The 18490-nt window shown below is 67.1% G+C and carries 7 protein-coding genes and 1 pseudogene; 5 read left to right on the top strand and 3 right to left on the bottom strand.

From position 1 onward, the window contains the following. Positions 1–41 precede the first annotated feature (41 nt). Positions 42–239 (top strand): carbon storage regulator, encoded by a 198-nt coding sequence (locus P12x_RS11545; RefSeq protein WP_435011017.1) that lies wholly within the window; start codon positions 42–44, stop codon positions 237–239. Positions 240–314: 75 nt separating this feature from the next. Here P12x_RS11545 and kdsA read toward each other — a convergent pair whose 3' ends face one another. From kdsA to P12x_RS11530, 3 genes and pseudogenes are all read right to left on the bottom strand, one after another. Further along, complete coding sequence (gene kdsA, locus P12x_RS11540) at positions 315–1157, bottom strand: 3-deoxy-8-phosphooctulonate synthase (protein ID WP_435011016.1); 843 nt, start codon at positions 1155–1157, stop codon at positions 315–317. A gap of 355 nt (positions 1158–1512) precedes the next feature. Then, positions 1513–5382, bottom strand: a complete 3870-nt coding sequence (locus tag P12x_RS11535) for a tetratricopeptide repeat protein (protein WP_435011015.1) — start codon at positions 5380–5382, stop codon at positions 1513–1515. Positions 5383–5526: 144 nt separating this feature from the next. Further along, positions 5527–6473, bottom strand: a pseudogene (locus P12x_RS11530) (IS1595 family transposase). A 205-nt stretch (positions 6474–6678) separates the two neighbouring features. On the opposite strand from P12x_RS11530, the gene P12x_RS11525 reads away from it, so the two are divergent. The 4 genes from P12x_RS11525 to P12x_RS11510 all read left to right on the top strand — a co-directional run bounded on the left by P12x_RS11525 (position 6679) and on the right by P12x_RS11510 (position 18487). Next, positions 6679–9558 (top strand): sigma-70 family RNA polymerase sigma factor, encoded by a 2880-nt coding sequence (locus P12x_RS11525; protein WP_435011014.1) that lies wholly within the window; start codon positions 6679–6681, stop codon positions 9556–9558. 110 nt (positions 9559–9668) lie between these two features. Next, positions 9669–12512, top strand: coding sequence for a sigma-70 family RNA polymerase sigma factor (locus tag P12x_RS11520; RefSeq protein WP_435011013.1), 2844 nt, complete (start codon positions 9669–9671; stop codon positions 12510–12512). Positions 12513–12622: 110 nt separating this feature from the next. Continuing rightward, entirely contained in the window at positions 12623–15499 is a 2877-nt protein-coding gene (locus P12x_RS11515; RefSeq protein WP_435011012.1) for a sigma-70 family RNA polymerase sigma factor, read from the top strand. A 111-nt stretch (positions 15500–15610) separates the two neighbouring features. Further along, positions 15611–18487, top strand: a complete 2877-nt coding sequence (locus P12x_RS11510) for a sigma-70 family RNA polymerase sigma factor (RefSeq protein WP_435011011.1) — start codon at positions 15611–15613, stop codon at positions 18485–18487. The last annotated feature ends 3 nt before the right edge of the window (positions 18488–18490 follow it).

Genomic DNA, 18490 nt, shown 5'->3' with positions numbered 1-18490 from the left:
CGGGCTCGAATTGACCCGACCCACTCAAGGAGGAGTGAAACATGTTAGTCCTGAGCAGGAAGCTCGGTCAACGGTGCCAGGTCGGCCACGACATCCGGATCACCATCGTGAAGATCGACCGGAACTCGGTCCGGATCGGCATCGAGGCCCCCGACGACGTGAAGATCCACCGCGAGGAAGTCGCCATCGCCGACCGCGAGCGGATGGCCGGCTTCGAGATGGAAATGGAAGTGGCCTGAGCCTCCGATCGCGCGTCGCCCCCCAATCAGGGCCGGCAATTCGACCGGCCCCGACAGCGCGGCGAGGCTGGCCCATCAACCGGCCGGAGACTCGATCGCTTCGCGGATCCGGAGGCAGGCCGAGAGGAGCCCGGCCAGGTCGTCCAGTCGGAGGGCGTTCGGGCCGTCGGACAGGGCCTTCTCGGGATCGGGGTGGACTTCGAGGAACAGGGCGTCGCAACCCACGGCGACGGCCGCTTTGGTGAGATAGGGCACCATCGCCCGCTCGCCGCCGGTGACCTTGCCCCCCTCGCCGGCCGAGGGAAGCTGGACCGAGTGGGTGGCGTCGAAGACGACCGGAGCACCGGTCGCCTGCATCTGCGGGATCGCGCGGAAGTCGTTGACCAGTCGGCCATAACCGAAGGTCGTCCCGCGCTCCGTGAGCATGATCCCCGCCGAGCTTTCCCCCGCCACCTTGGCCACCACGTTGGCCATGTCCCAGGGGGCCATGAACTGCCCCTTCTTGACGTTCAAGGGCCGCCCCGTCGCCGAGCAGGCTTCCAGCAGGTCGGTCTGCCGGGCCAGGAAAGCGGGGATCTGGAGCAGGTCCACGACCTCCGCGATCGGCGAGGCCTGATGAGTCTCGTGGACGTCGGTCGTCACCGGAAGTCCGGTTTCCGCCTTGATCCGCTCGAAGATCTTCATGCCCTCTTCCAGACCCGGCCCCCGATAGCTCGACTTCGAGGTCCGGTTGGCCTTGTCGAACGACGCCTTGAAGATCAAGGGGACGCCCAGCTTCGAGCAGATCTCGACCAGTCGACCCGCGATGATCCGGGTCAGGTCGCCCGGCTCCATCACGCAAGGGCCGCAGATCAGGGCCAGCGGTCGACCCCGGCCGATCGAGACCGGGCCGACGCTCACGGGATTCGGCGCATTCATCGGGATTCCTTTCCCCCATCGGGGTTAGCGAGCCAGGCCGCGATCACCCTACGATCCCCCGGACCCCCCGTCAACGCGGGATCGACCGCGAAGCGCGACCGGAACGCCCTCGGCCCGGGGGACAGGCCCCGAGCGCCGGACGAAACGAAGCCGAGAACCCCCCTTCAACCCTGCTCGACCACCCGACTGCCTCGCTCACCCGGGAAAAACGAACCCAACGTCTTGGTGTGAATCGCCCAACCGTGCCTTCGAGCCCTTCTGCGATATATTCGCCCCGGCGACCGCTCCGTTAGCCTCCTTTAGGGCTCGAACCGCCGGAATCACGCCCACCAACCCTCCCCGCGAACTCGATGGCTCAACGATCCCCACCGCTCGCTGCTTGATTCGCTTTCTTCCGCAGGGCCTCGACATCGGCCCAGAGCGATTGGAACGCCTCACGCTCATCCTTCGGCAGGTTGATGAGCGATCCTCGGTCGCGGATGCTTGCCAGGTCGAGATCGGTTTTCCAATCCGCAAGCTTCTCGGCGGCCTCCTCGCGATCCTTGGCCTGGCCACCTTCGAGCCGCTTCGCCCAGGCCGCCAGGTCGGCCCTGAGCCAGGCTCGCGCCTCCTCGCGGAATTTGGCCCTGGTCGGCTCGTCGGGGACCGGTTCGATTTCGCCGATCCCCGAGGCGGCCAGGGCCGCCGAGCACGCCCCGTCGAATCGGTTGGAAGAGGCCAGGTCCTCGGCGAGGTCGGGCCGTTCCGCGAAGGCTTCCTCCAGGAGTCGGACCGCGATCGAGTGCCGCCCCTGGCGGTAGCAGATGTCGGCGAAGGCGACCCGCTCGGCGGCGTCGGCCGGCCGGGCTTCCCCCCTCAGGACGGACTGGAGCCTGGGTTCCTGCCGGATCGCCCGACGGTAGAAGGCGACCCAGTCGGCCGACGGTTGGTCCCACCCGGCCTCCTTCAGCCCCAGCTCGTGGCCCCGTTCCAGGTAGGTCAGGGCTTCCTGGAAGTGCCCCCGCTCTCCCAGGGCCCGGCCCAGGTTGCAGAGCGTCAGGGCGTCGCCCGGGGCCAGGCGGAGGGCCTCCCGATAGGACGCGATCGCCTCGTCCGTCCTCCCGAGATCGTTCAGGCAGACGCCCAGATTCAGATGAGCATCGGGATCGTCGGGCTTGAGGCGGATCGCCTCGCGATAGGCGGCGATCGCCGCTTCGTGTCTTCCGGCCTCATTCAGCGCAATCCCGAGATTGAAGTGGAGCATCGCAAATTCGGGAGCGAGCCGGATGGCCTCTTGTACGATGGAAATCGCCCCTTCGTGATCTCCCGACTTCTCGAGCAGGAGGCCCAGGCGGTTGTGGGCCGGGACGTGCTTGGGCCTGAGGCGGAGGAGTTCGCGATAGGTGTCCATCGCACCGGCGACATCGCCCGAGTCTTCCAACGCATTGGCGAGGTTCATGTAGGTGTCGTAGAAGTCGGGCCGAGCCCGGAGGACATCCCGATAGGCGGCGATGGCCCCGGCCCGGTCCCCCGTTTCTTCCAGGGTCTCGGCCAGGTTCTGGATCGCGACGGCGAAATCGGGAGCCACTCGGACGGCATCTCGATAAGCGGCGAGCGCAGCGACGCGGTCTCTCGATTTGCTGAAGGCCGCCCCCAGATTGTTGTGGGGGTAGGAGAAGTCTGGCTTGAGGCGGATCGCCTCCCGATAGGCGGCGATCGCGCCCGCGATATCTCCCGATTCTTCCAGGGCACAGCCCAGGGCGTTATGAGCGAAGGGATATTCGGGCTTGAGGCGGATCGCCTCGCGGCAGGCGGCGATGGCCCCGGGCTTATCGCCGGATTCCAGGAGGGCCAGCCCGAGGATCTGATAGGCCTCGTGATAATCGGGCTGGAGCTGGACGGCCCTCCGGGCGATGGAGACCGCCTTGGCCTTCTCTCCGGCGGCTCGGAGCATGAACGCGTAATTCGCGTGGGCTCCCGCGCTTCGGGGCCTCAGGGCCGTGGCGATGGCGGAGTAACGGACCCCTTCCTCGGAGCGAGTCGGACGAGTTCTCCAGCAGGCATCCGCGAGTTCGTGATTGAACCAGAAGTCGGAGGGGTTTTCCTGGCGGATCGCCTCCAGCAGCGGGAAGCTCGCTTCCGGATCGATTCGGCAGAGCGCATAAAAGACCGGTCGGAGCCTCGGCCCCAGCTTTCGGCGGTCCTCCTCCCGCTCGCAGAATTGGCGGAGCCTGGGGGCATCTCCCCGGGTCACCGCGTCGCGGATTTCGGCCAGGACCGGATCGGTCTCGGCCAGGCGGGCGACTTCCAGGAGCGCGGCCCTGGGAACATTCGGCCTCTCGGCGCCGGCCCAGTCGTCGATGGCGGCGATCAGGTCGCCGGCGATCCGGGTGGATCGGATCCGGGCCGCCGCCTCGGGGGGCGCCATCGAGGCCGGGTCGATCTGCCGGGATCGAAATGCGGTCAGGTATGCAAGCTGCTTCGATTCCTCGTCAAACGAGCCGTGCTTGATATTCGATCCCAGCAGGCGGGCTTCTTCCAGATCGGCGAGGGTCTGACGGTCCCGCGCGTCGGCGAGCAAGGCTTCCTCCCTCAGGGCGACTTCGGCCCGATAATCCCGGAGCCGGTCGCTCGCCTTGCGGAGCATCTCGTTGGTCCCGCCCGATTCCAGGAGGGCCTCGGCGTGCCGGACCTCGGCGATCGCCTCCGCCCAACGGGCCAGTTCCCCCGAGGCCCGCGCCTGGATGGCCAATCGCTCGGCCCGTCCCATGCCGGCGGACGCCGAGACATCAGACTTCTGACGATTGACCATTCGTTGCCAGGAGAAACCCCCGACCAGGAAAGCCGACACGGTCAAGGTCGTCGCGGCGGCGGTCAACGAGGTCCGGTACCGTCGAGCCCAGCGTCGGACGCGTCTCGAGAGGGGCTCGGGGTAGGCGGTCACCGGCTCGCCGGCCACCCAGCGTTCGACGTCCTCGGCCAGGGCTCTCGGCGTGGCATATCGGGCCTCGGGCCGCAGGGCCATGGCTTTCTGAGAGATCGCGGCCAGGGCCGGGTCCAGCCAGGGTGAAGCCGCACGGGGGGGCGGGATGTCGCCGGTCTCGACCTTGCGGAGGATCTCGGCCAGGCCCTTCCCGTTGACGGGGATCCGCCCGGTCAGGAGGTGGTAGAGGGTGGCCCCCAGGCCGTAGATGTCGCTGGCCGGGCCGAGCAAGTCGAGACGGCCGGCGGCCTGTTCGGGGCTCATGTAGGCCGGGGTCCCCACCAGCGAGCCGGGCAGGGTCGCGTCCGATGCGCTGGCCGAGGCGGGCGAGAGGCTGGCTTCGGGCAGGGTGTCGCCGTCGTCTCCCGACCGGGCGACGGCCTTGGCCAACCCCCAGTCGACGACCAGGGTCTCGCCGTACTTGCCGACCATGACGTTGTGCGGCTTGAGGTCGCGGTGGAGGATGCCCCGGCTGTGCGCGTAGTCGATCGCGTTGCAGACGTCGGTGAACCGCCGGAGCAGCTTCTGGAGGGCGAGGTTCCTCTCGCCGGGATCGGTCCTGAGCGTGGGATCGGCATGGAAGCGGTTGATGGCTTCCATGAGGCTGTCGCCCCGGATGAACCTCATGGCATAAAACGGGCGGCCGTCCTCGTGGTGCCCCAGGCCGTAGACGGGGACGATCCCCGGGTGTTCGAGCCCCCCCGTGACCTCGGCCTCGATGAGGAATCGGGACCGGTGGTGGGGGTGGTCGGCGTGCTGGTCCTTGATCTCCTTGAGGGCGACCTCGCGGTTCAGTTCGGTATCTCGTGCGACGAAGACGACCCCGAGATTGCCCCGGGCGTGCTCGCGGCCCTTCTGGTAGCGGATGCCGATCGGGGCCGGTTCGGGCGTGCTCGCGGCCTGGGTGGCGAATGCGTCGTAATCGAGCCGGGAGGGGGGGATGGTGGCGAGCGAGGCCTGGACGTCGGCGTCGGCGACCTCCCGGCGGAGGTCGGACGCCACGCCTCCGGTAGAGCTGAGCGCGGCGAGGCTGGCGACCGGGTCGCCCCCATGCTTGGCGATATGACGATCGACCATCGGGTCGAGCAAGGCCCGATCGGCGGGATCGAGGTCGCCCCGCTCGACGAGGATCTCGCCGAGGGGCCGGTGCTTCTGCAGGACCCAGGCGTTCATCGAGGCGACCAGGGCGTCGCGGTTGATGAAGTCCATCTGGAGCGCGAGGATGCCGAAGAGGAGGTTGCGGTCGGTTTCGCGACGGGGCATGACGGCTTTCGAGAGCGGGGCCGGAGGGCGACCTTGTCCGCCCATGATACGAGGAGAAAGCGGGTCCTGGACATCGGGTCTCCCCGATTCCGGGAAGGGTCTGGCGACCCGCCGGTGCCCCTCAACGGTGGTTTTTGGGAAGGCTCATGATGGATTCCGGGGTGGTGCCAGCAATTGGGCGATCAGGGCACCCAGTAGCCGCTTTCCTCTCGCCCGGATGTTGTGCACGAACTCGAAGAAACCCAGGTACAGCGGTAGGCTCTCCTGGGGGATTCCTCGGTGAGGCCGCAGCCACGAGCGGAGCAGCGACCAGAACCCTTCGAGCGTGTTGACATGGACCTCGCAGAAGCCATCGCCATCGTCGTCCCGGGCGAACTCGCCCGCCCCGTGGCAGACCGTCTTGTGGCCATAACCCCACTCCACCAGGCGGCCATAGATGTCGTATTCATCGGTGTAGACCAACGTCCCCTTGGCGATCATCCGATCGATCAGGGGCTTGATGGTCACCTGCTGGACGTTCTCCAGCATCCGGATCACGACCTAGCCTCCACGCTGCAACATCCCGAAGATCGGCGGCTTCTCCTTGGCCAGGGTGCCCCGACCTCGCTCGCCTCTCAGGCGTCGCCTTCGGGGGAGGCGGCCTTTTTTTTGACCGCCTCGGGATGACCCTTATGTCCGGCCACCACATAGACTTCGTCGCACTCGACCTCCCCCTCCAGCACGACCGGAGGACAACGGTCGACCATCCCCTGTCGGAGTCGCTGGATCATGGCCCGGGCATCATCCTTGTTGATGTCGAGTTCCTGGGCGATCTGCAATCCCGAGAGGTTCAGCCCCATCAGATAGAGGCAGGCGATCCAGGTCCTCAGCGGCAGGTGATGGCCGGCGAAGATGGTGTCGGTGAGGTCGTCGAAGCGTCGGCGGCAGCCCCGGCACTCGTAGCGTTGACGGAGTGGCTGAGTGTCGTCCTTGCCGTTCTTGATGACCGAGTCCGAGGAGCACTTGGGACAGGTCACGCCGTCAGGCCACCGCATGCCCCGGATGGTGTCGAAGCACTTGGCGTCGTCGAAGAGATCCTGGATGTTGACCATCGTGCGACGCCTCGGGGCGGGGAAGTCGGGATCAGCGGGGCGGACAGATCGCCCGACCGAGGAGACCGATTGTATCCACTGAGTGGCCCTTGCGGATCACCACCCCGGAATCCATCATGAGCCTTTGGGAAAATGTCGAGACGATTCGACGGCATCTCCCCTCTTATCCGGGTCGATCGAGACGCGACCGAGGGAGTTCCCGCCCATGGCGAGCGCAGGATTGGGGTCGGCTTACCGGCATCTTCGGAGTCTGTTCGGGGCCGGTTCGGTGGTCGGGCTGGGGGATGGCCAGCTCCTGGCCCGCTACTCCGGCTCGAAGGACGAGCTGGCCTTCGAGGCCCTGATCGGTCGTCATGGGCCGCTGGTCCTGACCACTTGCCGGGCGGTCTTGAAGAGCGAGCACGACGTGGAGGACGCGTTCCAGGCGACCTTCCTGGTCCTGGCCCGCAAGGCGGGCTCGGTGCAGGGGGTGGAGTCTCTGGGGGGCTGGTTGCATCGGGTCGCCTACCGGGCCAGCCTCCAGCTCGCCCGGGAGGAGAGTCGGAGGCGTCGGAAGGAAGCGGAGGCCTCGGCGATGACATTCCCGGTCGCGTCCCACCCCGGCCCCGATCCCGAATGGAAACCCATCCTGCATGAGGAGATCGACCGCCTGCCCAAGTCCCAGCGCCTGCCGGTGGTCCTCTGCGACCTGGAAAGCCTGACCTACCAGCAGGCCGCCGATCAACTCGGCTGGACCGTCCCCACCCTTCGCTGCCGACTGGCCCGTGGTCGCCAGAAGCTTCGCGACCGCCTGTCACGCCGGGGGATCACCGCCTCGGCGGTGGTGGCCCTGATGGCGGGCTCGTCGGCCTCGGGTTCGATCGTCCCGGCCTTGCTGGTCCGATCGACGGTGGCGGCGGGGACTCGAGGTGTGACCTCGGCGGGTGTCCTGGCGCTGACGCAGATCATCTTGAGGGGGATGCTGATGACCAAGATCCAGATGGGCACGACCGCCCTGCTGGCGGCGCTGGGCCTGGCGACGGCGGGCGTGGTCGCCTCCGGCGCGGGCCGACCCGATGAACACAGGCCCGCGATGAAGCCCGGTACATCACCCTCGCCACCGGCTATCGCCAAGGCCGATCTGCCCGAAGGCCAGAAGCCGGGCGAGATGGTCGAATTCCGGGGGGTGGTCGTCTCTCCCGGGGGCAAGCTGGTGGCCAACGCGACCATCCGATGGAGTCGCAATTTCTTCTGGAACGATCCCGAACATCGCGAGCCGGAAGCCATGAGCGGCCCGGATGGCCGTTTTGCGATCAGTGCCCCTCGGGAGAAATACGACCAACTGGCCTCGGAGCGATGGCCCATCTGGATGGTGGCCTCGGCACCCGGGTTCGGATTCGGATGGATTGCGCCGGGGCCTCGGCATGATCCATCGAGCGAACTGACCCTGCGACTGGCGACGGACGACCTCCCGATCGAGGGCCGACTGCTCGATCTCGAAGGGCGGCCTGTCGCCGGGGCTACCATCAGGCCTTACGAGGTGAATGTGCCCCTCGGGGGGGATTTGACTCCCTGGATTGCCGGGTTTCAGGACCAAGAGAAGCCCCTCGACCAAGGTATGGATGGGGGAATTCAGCTCAAATGGCCCTCCGTCACGACCGATCCGGATGGCCGCTTTCGCCTGGAAGGGTTCGGTCGAGAGCGGATGGTCCGGTTCGTCATCACCGGGCCGAATGTCGAGACCGCGATCGGCTATGCCATGACGAAGGCCGTCCCGTCGATCCGCGTGAAGAATATCAATCTGATCGGACCGGACCCGCTCGTCCTCAACGGGGCCAGCTTCGATCTGGCGGTCGCCCCCTGCAAGCCGATCGTCGGCGTCGTCCGCGACCAGGATTCCGGCGAACCCCTGGCCGGGGTGGAAGTGAAGGGTATGGTCTATCTGGAACGTGACCGTGCTTTCAGCCCCTTCAACAAGGTGGTGACCGACGATCAGGGTCGTTATCGACTGGTCGGGCTCCCCACGAGCGAACGCTACCGAATGCTCGCATCCCCGGGCGAAGGCCTGCCCTACCTCCCCCGGGAGGTTATTGAGGCGGCCGATACTCCCGGGATGGACCCCGCGACGATCGACATCCGGCTCAGGAAGAGATCCCTCATCCGAGGCCGTCTCATCGACAAGCAGACCGGCCAGCCCGTGAGCGGCTTCGTCGAATACCATGCCTTCCGCGATAACCCCATGCTCAAGCAAGACCAGGGTTTGCGAGACATGGAAACGCCCCTGGTCTGGACCCAGGCCGGAGGCAAGTTCTCGATTGCCGCCCTGCCGGGAAGGGGCGTCCTGGCCGCGCGGGCCAGCTTCGATTTCGAATACAGGATGGGGATCGGCGCCGAGCGGATCGAGGGTTATCCCCGGGATAATACGAGCTTCAGTACGCTCACGAACTTCGTTTTCCCCGGTAGCTATCACTCCATGGTCGAGGTCAACGTCGATTCCGAAGCCGAGTCGACGGAGGTCGATCTACAACTCGACCCGGGGCGAACCCTCGAAGTGACCGCCGTGGACCCCGAGGGCCGACCGATCGGGGGGACGAACGCGAGGGGGATCTCCGACATGTTCTCATCCCTCGGTTACCCCGAAGAATCCTCGACGTTCACGATTTATGCCCTCGACCCATCGTCTCCACGCCGATTGACGATCACTCACGAGGGACGAAAGCTGATCGGCTCCGTCTATCTGAAGGGTGATGAGGCCGGCCCGCTGACCATTCCCCTGGCCCCCTGGGGCACGATGATCGGTCGAGTCCTCGACGACGAGGGGAACCCGAGCAAGTACCGGGGGCTTGAATCTCCCTTCATGACCCGCCACAGGTCCCCCGAAGAGGCCGGCGACTTACCTGCTCCCACTCATGTTGGTATCCCGATCGGTAAAGACGGTCGGTTCCGGATCGAAGGGCTCGTGCCGGGCCTGAAGTACTCCGCCATCGTGAGGAATCCGGAGAACGGGATGTGGGGCGACGTATTCCAGGACAGCATCGTCGGATCGGGCGAGGTCAAGGACCTGGGCGATCTCAAGGTCCAGGCCCCCGAGAAAAAGCAGGAATAACCTCCACCCCGGTGCGTTCGGTCAGGATTCCGGGAAAACTTCAGACGAGGCGCCGACATCCCGTCTCTTAATCTGAAGTGGAACCGGACGCGACCGGGGGAGTTTTCCAGATGGCCAGTGCAGCGATCGGGTCGGCCTACCGCCATCTCCGCGACCTCTTCGGGGGCCGGTCGGTGGTCGGTCTGGGGGATGGCCAGCTCCTCCGACGCTATGCCTCGTCGAAGGACGGGGCGGCGTTCGAGGCGCTGGTGGGCCGTCATGGGCCTCTGGTCCTGTCGACCTGCCGGGCGGTCTTGAGGAACGAGCACGACGTGGAAGATGCCTTCCAGGCCACCTTCCTGGTGCTGGCCCGCAAGGCGGGCTCGGTGCAGGGGGTGGATTCGCTGGGGGGCTGGCTGCATCGGGTCGCCTACCGGGCCAGCCTGAGGCTGGCCGAGTCGGCGCGTCGGCGGCGTCGGAAGGAGGCGGAGGCGTCGGCCATGGTCTCCGAGGTCGTGCCCGGATCCCGCCCCGATACCGCCCTCGGTCCGATCCTTCACGAGGAGATCAGCCGCCTGCCCGATTCGCAGCGCCTGACGGTGGTCCTGTGCGACCTGGAGGGGCTGAGCTACGAGCAGGCGGCCGACCAGCTCGGCTGGACCGTCCCGACCTTCCGTTACCGACTGGTCAAGGCCCGCCAGAAGCTTCGCGACCGCCTGTCACGCCGGGGGATCACCGCCTCGGCGGTGGTGGCCCTGATGGCGGGCTCGTCGGCCTCGGGTTCGATCGTCCCGGCCTTGCTGGTCCGATCGACGGTGGCGGCGGGGACTCGAGGTGTGACCTCGGCGGGTGTCCTGGCGCTGACGCAGATCATCTTGAGGGGGATGCTGATGACCAAGATCCAGATCGGCACGACCGCCCTGCTGGCGGCGCTGGGCCTGGCGACGGCGGGCGTGATCGCCTCCGGCGCGGGCCGACCCGATGATCCGAAGGAGGACCCGATGCCCCAGTCGCTTGCTCAACCTTCGCCGGAATCCGGCGAGATCGTCCGGGTGGTCGACCCCGACGGCAAGCCCATCCCGGGAGCCAGCGTCTTCCAATCGTCCACCAAGTTCCGATCGATGGACCATTTGCCGGTGGTCGCCATGCCTCTTGCCGAGACTGGTCCCGACGGCTCATTCCGGCTGTCGAGCGACGCCGCGAAGTCGGCCGCCGACGGAGAGGATCTGGTCCTGGCCCGGGCCGAGGGGTACGGGCCCGCCTTCGCGGACCCGAAATCCGACGACGGCCTGAAAGTCCTCCGACTGGTCCGCGATGCCGCGCCGATCCGGGGAAGGTTGCTCGACGTCGACGGACGGGCGGTCGTCGGGGCCTCGGTCCAGCTCGTCGGGATCCTCCGCCCCTCATCGGGATCGCTCGACGGGTGGCTTGATGCCTTGAAGAAGGAGAAGGCCGCCTACCCGGTCGAGTATCGGGTGCTCCGCTCGTGGTCGAGTGACGACGTCCCGTCCCTCTATCCGGCGGTCCTGACCGATGCCGAGGGCCGGTTCACGATCAAGGGCGTCGGGCGCGAGCGGGTCGCCTCGCTACTGATCACCGGCCCGGGGATCGAGGCGAAGTTCGAGTATGTGGCGACGAGGGAGATGCCGACCATCTCGTATCCCGCCTGGGGACGGACGCAGATCGGCCAGGACGTTCGCTATCACGGTGCCTCGTTCGACCTGATCGCCGGGCCGGGCCTGGAGATCGTCGGGACGGTGAAGGACAAGGAGACCGGCAAACCTTTGAGCAACGCCGTGGTGCAGACCACCGGGCTTTTCGGCAACCCGCTCCGGTTCCTCAGGACGACCACCGACGCCGAGGGCCGTTATCGACTCCCTGGTGTCACCTCGAAGAACAATTACGGCGACGGGCAGCAAGTTCTCGCCCGGGTCGATGGGGAGCCCTACCTTCAAGCGGTCCAGTCGGTTGGCGAGGGTTCCGGCACGATCACCAGGGACTTCGACCTGAAACGCGGGGTCTGGGCTCGCGGGCGGGTGACCGATGGGACCACCGGCCAGCCGGTCCAGGCGCAGTTTGATTACTACATCTTCGAAGAAAACCCCCACCTGAAGGAGTACCCCCGCTACGGGACCATCAACGCCGGGATGCCGTTCCAGAACGACGATGATGGCCGATACCAGATCGTCGTCATGCCCGGGCGAGGCGTGATCGTCGCGCGGGCCGGGAATGAGATCTATCGCCTGGGTGTCGGGGCCGACCGGATCGAGGGCCTGAAAGGGATGTCGATGCAAATCGTCAACACCCGGCCCTCGGGCCTGATCGTGAATAACTTTAGCACGCTCGTCGAGGTCAACCCGAAAGTCGGCGATGAGTCGGTCACGGCCGACATCATTCTGGATCGCGGCAGGACGCTCAAAGGAAAGCTCGTCGGCCCGGATGGCGAGCCGGTCGTCGGTGCCTGGATGCTGGGTGCGGAGGATCACTTCGAGAGCTGGTCGCGCGAGCCCCTCCCCTCGGACGAGTTCGAGGTCCATGCGCTCGGGTCCGAGAACAAGCGGGGCCTGCTCTTCGTCCACGAGGGGAAGAAACTCGCCGGGTCTTATGTGGTCAAGCCCGACGAGGAAGGCCCGCTGACGATCAAGCTCCAACCGTGCGGGACGTTGACCGGGCGACTGGTCGACGACGATGGCCGGCCGCAAGCCGACGTCCCGATGAACTCGTACCGGCCGTATTTCGGCGGCGACTCCCGGTTCGATCAGGGCGTGCTCCGAACTCCTCTCAAGACCGACAAGGAGGGGCGATTCGAGGCCGCCGGTCTGGTCCCCGGCCTGAAATACAACCTGAGCGTCCGGAAAGGGGCTCCACCGATGACGATGCGCGTCGACGTGGCGCGTGATCTGGTCACCTCGCCCGGCGAATCCAAGGATCTGGGCGATATCACATCCCTGCCACCCCAGAAACCGGCGGAATAATCCCCTCCCCGGTGCGTCCGGGAGCGATTCCGGGAAAAATACCGGATGAGGTCCCGACATCCCGCCTCTTCATCTGAGTGGGGACGGACGCGACCGGGGGAGTCTTCCAGATGGCCAGCGCAACAGTCGGGTCGGCCTACCGCCATCTCCGCGACCTCTTCGGGGGCCGGTCGGTGGTCGGTCTGGGGGATGGCCAGCTCCTCCGACGCTATGCCTCGTCGAAGGACGGGGCGGCGTTCGAGGCGCTGGTGGGCCGTCATGGGCCTCTGGTCCTGTCGACCTGCCGGGCGGTGTTGAGGAGCGAGCACGACGTGGAGGACGCGTTCCAGGCGACCTTCCTGGTGCTGGCCCGCAAGGCGGGTTCGGTGCAGGGGGTGGATTCGCTGGGGGGCTGGCTGCACCGTGTGGCGTTCCGGGCCAGTCTCCGGCTGGCCGAGTCGGCGCGTCGGCGGCGTCGGAAGGAGGCGGAGGCGTCGGCCATGACTCCGGAAGTGGTCTCGCAGGTCCGCCCCGATCCCGAGCTCGGTCCGATCCTTCACGAGGAGATCGACCGGTTGCCCGATTCGCAGCGCCTGCCGGTGGTCCTGTGCGACCTGGAGGGGCTGAGCTACGAGCAGGCGGCCGATCAACTCGGCTGGACCGTCCCCGCTTTCCGGCATCGGCTGGCCAATGCCCGCCAGAAGCTCCGCGATCGCCTGACGCGGAGGGGGATCACCGCCTCGGCGGTGGTGGCCCTGCTGGCGGGGTCGTCGGCCTCGGGCGCGGTGGTGCCGGGCCTGCTGGCCCGCTCGACGGTGGCGGCGGCGACCAAGGGCGTGGCCTCGGCGGGCGTCCTGACGCTGACGCGGATCATCATGAGGGGGATGCTGATGGGCAAGATCCAGATCGGCGCGACCGCCCTGCTGGCGGCGCTGGGCCTGGCGACGGCGGGCGTGGTCGCCTCCGGCGCGGGCCGGATCGATGAACCCAAATCCGCAATGCAGGCGACGGGCTCGGCCCCGGCGGCTTCGAAGAAGAAGGAGATTCCATCAGGCTCGAAGCCGGGCGAGATGATCGAGATTCGCGGTCATATCGTGGCGCCCGATGGCAAGCCGGTGGGAGGGGCGAAGGTCCGGCTGGCCTCCCCCTTGTTGGAGCCGGTCGTACCCATCCCCGAGACGACCAGCGGGCCGGATGGCCGGTTCGCGATCTCGATCCCGCGATCGGTCCGGGATGAGAGATTCCTCGAAGATCATCCCGTGCTGATCGCCTCGGCTATTGGTTTTGCGCCCGGTTGGGTCGCGGGGATCTTCCGAAACAACGCGCCAGACGACCAAACGATCGCACTGGTCGAGGCCGGACCTCCGATCGAGGGGCGGGTCGTCGACCTCGAAGGGCGGCCGCTCGCGGGCCTCAAGGTCTCGATGAAACACCTCTGGCATGACAAGGGCCGCGACCTGTCCCGCTGGCTCGAATCCGCCCGGGGCCGTGGCATCCGGGGGATCTGGAACGAGCTGGTCAACATCTGGTTGATGGACCCGCCACCCGACGCGACGACCGACGCCGAGGGCCATTTCCAGTTGGCGACCATCGGGCGAGATCGGGTCGTCGAGCTATTGATCACCGGGCCCTCGGTCGCCACGGAGACCGTCTACGTCATGGGTCGCGAAGGGACCGAGATCCGGACCGTCGACCAGAGCTGGATCGAGCCTCGCCCCTTGGTGGTTCATGCCCCGCGATTCCAGCACGCGTCGGCCCCCGCCAAGCCGATCGAGGGAGTGATCCGCGACAAGGACACCAACGAGCCGATCGCCGGGGTTTTGATCCGGGGCAACATCCTCCGCGAGAGCGACCACACCTGGATCAACGGCCTCGAGGCCACGACCGACGCCGAGGGGCGTTACCGACTCGGCGGGTTCCCCAAGGCGGCAGCCTACCGGATCTTCACCTTCCCGCGTGAGGGTTCGCCCTACACCAACGGGATGTTCGAGGTCCCGGCGTCCAGCCCGGCGATGGAGCCGATCCCCTTCGACATCGCCCTGAAGCGGGGCATCCTGGTCCGGGGCCGGGTCACCGACAAGGCGACCGGAGAGCCGGTCCGGGCGACCATCGAAGTCTACACTTTCGCCGACAATCCGCACGTCAAGGAATACCCGGGCTATTCCGAAGGGTATCGATCCAACGGCCGAAGCAAGGAGGATGGGCGGTTCGAGGCCGTCGCGCTGCCGGGCCAGGGGATTCTTGCCATCCGGGCCGACGATACCCGTTATCGGGGGGGAGTCGGCATCGAGTCCATTCGAGCGATGAGGCCCGACCAGGTCGATCCGGATCAGTTCGGGACGGTCCCGGATCGAGTCTATATCCCCGGCTGTCACGCCCTGGCGGGGCTCGACCTCGCCCCCGATACCGAGCCGGCCGAACTGGAACTCCAGGTGGACCCGGGCCGATCGGTCCTCGTGCACGCGGTCGACCCCGAAGGCTCGCCGATCGGGGAGATCCGGGTCGAGGGACTCGGTGCGACCTACTCGTGGCCGAAATTCAAGGCGGATTCGAAGTTTGAGATTCACACCCTCGACCCGTCGAAGCCCCGACGCCTGACGATCGCCCATGACGGACGAAAGCTGCTCGGCTCGGTCTATCTCAAGGGGGACGAGCCGGGGCCGATCGACGTCGAACTCAAGCCCTGGGGCAGCCTTGAGGGCCGCGTGATCGACGACGACGGCCGACCCCGCCCCGGTGTCCTGATCTACAGCCGAGATGGGGACACCGATCCGCGGTCGGAGGATCGGGGCATGCTGCCAGGGCGGACCTGGGATCGCGAAATCGTGACCGATCGAGAGGGCCGGTTTCGCGTCGAGCGCCTGGTGCCCGGCTTGAAGTACGACGGGTATGCCGTCGCGGCGAACAAGGGGCTCGGCAACCTGTTTCGCGACGTGACCGTCGCGCCGGGCGAGGTCAAGGACCTGGGCGACCTCAAGGGGCTGCCGCGCGAGAAAAAGGAGGAATGACCCCCACCCCGGTGCGTCCGCTGGCGATTCCGTGAAAAATACCGAGATGAGGCGACCCCTTCCCGCCTCTTCATCTGAGTGGGGACGGACGCGACCGGGGGAGTCTTCCAGATGGCCAGCGCAACAGTCGGGTCGGCCTACCGCCATCTCCGCGACCTCTTCGGGGGCCGGTCGGTGGTCGGTCTGGGGGATGGCCAGCTCCTCCGACGCTATGCCTCGTCGAAGGACGGGGCGGCGTTCGAGGCGCTGGTGGGCCGTCATGGGCCTCTGGTCCTGTCGACCTGCCGGGCGGTGTTGAGGAGCGAGCACGACGTGGAGGACGCGTTCCAGGCGACCTTCCTGGTGCTGGCCCGCAAGGCGGGGTCGGTGCAGGGTGTGGATTCGCTGGGGGGCTGGCTGCACCGTGTGGCGTTCCGGGCCAGTCTCCGGCTGGCCGAGTCGGCCCGTCGGCGGCGTCGGAAGGAGGCGGAGGCGTCGGCCATGACTCCGGAAGTGGTCTCGCAGGTCCGCCCCGATCCCGAATTGAAGCCGATCCTTCACGAGGAGATCGACCGGTTGCCCGAATCTCAGCGCCTTCCGGTGGTCCTGTGCGACCTGGAGGGGCTGAGCTACGAGCAGGCGGCCGATCAGCTCGGCTGGACCGTCCCGAGCTTCCGGTGCCGGTTGGCCCGGGGTCGGCAGAAGCTCCGCGATCGCCTGATCCGACGGGGGATCGCCGCCCCGGCCGTCGCCTTGTTGCTGGCCGGTTCGTCGGCCACGGGCGCGGTGGTGCCGGCCTTGCTGATCCGCTCGACGGTGGCGATGGCGACCGGGGGGGTGGCCTCGGCGGGGGTCGTGGCGCTGACTCAGATCATCTTGAGGGGGATGCTGATGACCAAGATCCAGATCGGCACGACCGCCCTGCTGGCGGTGCTGGGCCTGTCGGCGGCGGGCGTGATCGCCTCCGGCGCGGGCCGAAACGACGAACCCAAACCCGCGAGCCCGCCGGAGGCCCGGTCCAGGCCCGCGACCCCGGCGACGCAGGTGGCCGAGAAACTCGGGCCGATGGAGATGGTCGAGATCCGGGGCCGGGTCGTTGCTGCCGATGGCAAGCCCGTCGCCGGCGCGAACCTTCGGGGGGCCTACGTGGATCGCAATGCCAAGCCCTTGCCGGGGGCGACCAGCGGGCCGGATGGTCGATTCGCGATCCGGTTGCCCAGGCCCAAGGATCAGCCTTCGGGTTACATGGCCAATTTCCCCTGGATCATCGCCTCGGCCCCGGGCCACGGGATCGGCTGGGCCGAGCGGGTCCTCCGGTCCGACCGGCCGGACGAGCAGGTCGTCACCCTGACCGAGGAAGGCCCGCCGATCGAAGGGCGGATCATCGACCTCGAAGGGCGGCCCGTCGCCGGGGCCTCCGTCAAGCTCGCCATGATCTGGTTCGAGGGCAAGGGCGACCTGGCCGGCTGGATTGCCAGGGCTCGGAACGGTGCCGCCGGGAATCTCTGGCAGGGCCTCGATCAACTCTCGCTCGAGAAGATCCTCCCGATCGAGGCCCAGACCGACGCCGAGGGCCGGTTCAAGCTCGCCGGGATCGGCCGCGACCGGATCGCCGACCTGATCGTCTCCGGGCCCGGAATTGCAACGACCCCGGTCAATGTCTTCTCCCGCGAAGAGAAGGAGATCCGGTCGTCCGACAAGGGCATGATGTCGCCCACGCCCTTCATCGTCCATGCCCCGAAGTTCCAGCTCGCCCTGGCGCCCAGCAAGGGGGTTGAGGGGGTCGTCCGGGACAAGGAGACCGGGAAGCCGATCGTCGGCCTGAAGATCAACGCGGCCGTCTTCGACGATCATAGCCTGATCCAGGACCGGGGGATCGAGGCCGAGACCGACGCTGAAGGCCATTATCGCCTGGATGGCCTGCCCAAGGCGGCCGCCTACCGCCTCTTCTTGAGCCCAGGGCCGGGCCTACCTTACTCGAAGGGCACGTTGAAGGCCCCTGCCGACTCGCCCGCCCTGGAGCCGGTCGCCTTCGACTTCAAGTTGAAGAGCGGGGTCATCGTCCGGGGGAAGGTCACCGACAAGGCCACCGGCCGCCCCGTTCGAGGCTATGCCCACTACTACGCCTTCGCCGACAACCCGAACGTCGACGATTATCCGGGATTCCGGAGCAGCTACAACTCCCAGGCTGACATCAACCAGGAAGACGGGTCATTCGAACTCGTCGCCTTGCCCGGCCGGGGCGTGGTCGGCGTCCGGGCCGAGGAGGAGCGCCACAAGGGGGCCGTCGGCGACGAGAAGATCGCGGGCTATGACGCCAAGATGAAGACCTACAACACCTTGCCGAGCTGGTGCAACGTCGGCAACTATCACATCATTGCCGAGGTTAATATCGATCCCAAGGCCAAGCCGCCGACGCTCGAACTCCAGGCCGACCCCGGCCAATCGGTGGCGGTGGAGGTGGTCGGCCCCGACGGCCAACCCTTAGGAGGGACCAAGGTCAAGGGTAAGTCCGAGCTGTTCCAGTCGAGCCCGTTCCCCGAGGAGTCGGCTAGTTTTGAGATCCATGCCCTCGAACCGGCCCACCCTCGGCGGATCGTCGTCATCCAGGAAGATCGAAAGCTCATCGGATCGGCGTTCCTCAGAGGGGACGAGCCCGGCCCGGTCGCCGTCAAACTCCAGCCCTGGGGGAGGGTCGCCGGACGGATCATCGACGACGAGGGGAAGCCTCGCAAAGGGATGTTCATCGGCAGTCCTGGCGGCTCGAACAATCCGCACCCCGAGACCCACGACATCCTCCCCGGCAGCGACTGGAACCAGGGCATTCGAGTCGGCGACGACGGCCGGTTCGAGATCGAAGGGCTGGTCCCCGGCCTCAAGTATAGCGCGAACGCCCGGACGGGATTCGAGGCCTATGGCGACCTCTTCATCGACGTAACCGTCGAGCCCGGCGAGGTCAAGGGCTTGGGCGACCTCAAGGTGCAACCCCCCAAGAAGACGGAGGAGTGATCC

The sequence above is a fragment of the Tundrisphaera lichenicola genome (assembly GCF_051175385.1).
Lineage (GTDB): Bacteria > Planctomycetota > Planctomycetia > Isosphaerales > Isosphaeraceae > Tundrisphaera > Tundrisphaera lichenicola.
Note: the sequence above shows the minus strand (reverse complement) of the source record. Positions and strands in the feature narration are given on the sequence as shown.